This is a genomic window from Candidatus Cloacimonadota bacterium (assembly GCA_020532355.1).
Lineage (GTDB): Bacteria > Cloacimonadota > Cloacimonadia > Cloacimonadales > Cloacimonadaceae > UBA5456.
Genome location: JAJBBD010000261.1, coordinates 1 through 3,060 on the forward strand (window position 1 = coordinate 1; position 3,060 = coordinate 3,060).

Sequence of the window (3,060 nt, forward strand, 5' to 3'; positions counted from 1 at the left end):
AGATTTAACATAGCTATCCCCTCCCCTTTTTTACAGAAGAGCTTATAAAAGTAAAAATAACTTGGTATTTGGCATCTTTTTGGCATACTAAAAAGACGATGGTTTCCATATGCAGGATATCTGTATCCTTGATTAAGGAATTATCAACAAGACTAAACTAATAATGCTGTTCTGGTATGAACGCAAAGAATTATAAGTGTTAAATACGGTAATTAGAAAAAGGAGATTTGTTATGAACCGAAACAAATTGTTGCTGATAGCCCTGATATTTACTTTGGGTATATTCAGCAGTCTTTTCGCTCAGGTAGATATTACCATTGGAGATGGCACCGCTACAAACACAACCACCGGTGCCCCCGCTCCTTACGGAACTTGGTACAAAAACTTTCATCAACAGTACCTGTATCGAGTTGGAGATATTGAAGAAGCTGGAGGCGGGGCTGGACCCATCAATTCTCTTGCTTTCAATGTTGCATCGGTGAATAACTGTTCACCAATGCCTAATTTTACAATTAGTTTAAAGACCACAACTCAAACCGAGTTGACAACAAATTTCGAAGAAGGAGAATACACTCAAGTATTCTACCAAAACGATTTTATGCCTATTGATGGGATGAATGTACATACTTTCATTGCTCCCTTCGTATGGGATGGAGCATCTAATATCATCGTGGATATAATTACCGATTTGATACCCGGTAGCTATACTCAGAATGCTTCTGTATATTATACCGTAACAGATGTAAATACCAGTTTAAGATACCAAAATGATAGTTTACCGGCAAGCGGCAGTACAACGGGTTCTACCAGTACAAGCCGCGCCAATATAACTTTTAATATGAGTGCTGTACAGGTTACAGATCCTCCCAATCCTGCCCTTCTGGTGGGTCCTGAAGATGGAAGTACTCTTAGCAGCCCTCTGGTTACCTTAAATTGGACCAGCGGTGGCGGTATCCCTCATGGCTATAAACTCTATTTTGGCTCTTCTGCGGATCCTGCTTATGTGGGAGATCTTGAAGCAGCAACCACATATACTCCTACAGGCCTTGAATTTGATACTACGTATTACTGGAAAGTAATTCCGTATAACACCGCCGGCGATGCAGTAAACTGTCCTGTTTGGAGCTTTACTACCATGCCAAGTCCGGTGATATCTACCTTCCCCTGGATTGTGGATTTTGGTACGGAAACTACTGATTGGCCAGTGCCAAACTGGTCTCAGCGTGGTGGATTGTATCCAGAGGCATCTGAAACCTCTACTCAGTGGTACAGATACGATTGGTTGAACATTAGCGGTGCTTCAAATAATGCCGCCAAAACCAATATCTACGGCACAATCCGCAAAGGTTGGCTTATCACACCTCCACTTGATATTCCCGGTAATGATTATGAGCTTAAGTTTGATCTTGCTCTTACTGATTATGCAAATAGCAATCCTATTGAAGATCCAACTGCCCAGCTTGATGACAAATTCATTGTTGCCATTAGCGATAATCCGGATATGAGCAATCCCACCTTATTGCGGGAATGGAACAACTCCGGTAGCGAATTTGTTTACAACCAGATACCCCATACCGGAATGGAGATAACGCTTTTCCTTACCGGTATGTCTGGGATCAAATACATAGCCTTTTATGGAGAATCCACAGAATCCGGAGGCGATAACGACCTCTTTGTAGATAACGTGCAAGTACGGCAAACTCCTTCTACTCCGCTGTTTACTGTGACTCCATCCGAGTATGATTTTGGTCAGTTATTGTTAGGAACATCTGCTACAAAGCAGTTCCGCGTAACAAATTCAGGTGTGGGTGAATTGATCATCAGCAGCATCAATTTGCCTGCCAATGATAATTTTACGCTGGCTAATATGCCTGCCTTGCCGGTTGTTTTGAATGTTGGTGAATCAGTAGTTTTCGATGCCGTTTACACACCTGTTGCAGAGGGCGCACATACTGCGAATATCAGCATTACGGATAATTTGGCTCGAGTAGTACATAATGTACCCTTAAGCGGGAGTGGTTTTGATGCTACTATCTACACTTTGCCTTATGCGCAAACATGGGACGAAGTGGAAACGCCAAATTTGCCTTTGGGCTGGAGTAGCTATGTAGAAGCAACAACAACCTATGCAGTGGTGTCAACCAGCACCAGTTCGCCAAACAGTACACCCAATTGTGTTTATATGTACAATTCCAGCGATGCAGATGCTCAACTCATGCTTATTAGCCCGCCGTTTGATTCGGCTATCGCCATGAATAGCATCCGAGCTTACATTATGGCAAAAGGTGGCACCGGATATACTATGCAAGTGGGAACCATGAGCAATCCTTCAAATCCGGAAAGCTTCTCCCTAATTGAAGAGATCACAGTTCCTTCCGGTTGGAACCAATATGTGGTAAACTTAACCGGACACACTCCTGCCGGGCAATTCATCGCTATCAAACACGACGTAGGTAGTACTTATCATAGTCTTTATATAGACGATGTTTCATTTGAGCTGATTGCTCCCAACGATCTGGCGGCATTATCGGTTAGCGGTGAAACAATGATTCCGGCAAACACGCCTGCAACATTTGCAGTTAGTGTATACAATAATGGCACTGCCACTCAGAACGCATATGAGGTAAAACTCTTTGACGTTTACCACACTGAACTTGCCTCAGTTGCAGGACCTACAATAGATCCGGGCGCTACAATCGATGTGAATCTTACTTGGACTCCTACGGTAGAAGGATTATCCGGCATCTACGGTAAAGTACTGTTGGCTGGAGATGTAAACCCAGCTAACGATGTTAGTCCCAGTTTGAACATATTTGTTTCTTCAGCCGATTTGTTTACGGTGGAAATTGGGGAGGGAACTAATACAAACTCAACTACTGGTACTCCAACTCCTTATGGAACCTTCTATAAAAACTTCCGTCAGCAATATCTGGTGCTAGCCAGTGAGCTTAATGATGCAGGTGGTGGAGCTGGTCCCATAAATGCCATTGGATTTAATGTGGAAAGTTTGAATACCTGCTCTCCGATGCCAAACTATCGTATTCGCCTCAAATCTACCGA

General features: G+C 43.1%; 1 protein-coding gene. It reads left to right on the forward strand.

What is annotated here, in order from left to right; genetic code table 11:
- Nucleotides 1–232 precede the first annotated feature (232 nt).
- Nucleotides 233–3,060: choice-of-anchor D domain-containing protein (locus LHW48_09045; GenBank protein ID MCB5260596.1), on the forward strand; the 2,828-nt coding region annotated here is incomplete at its 3' end.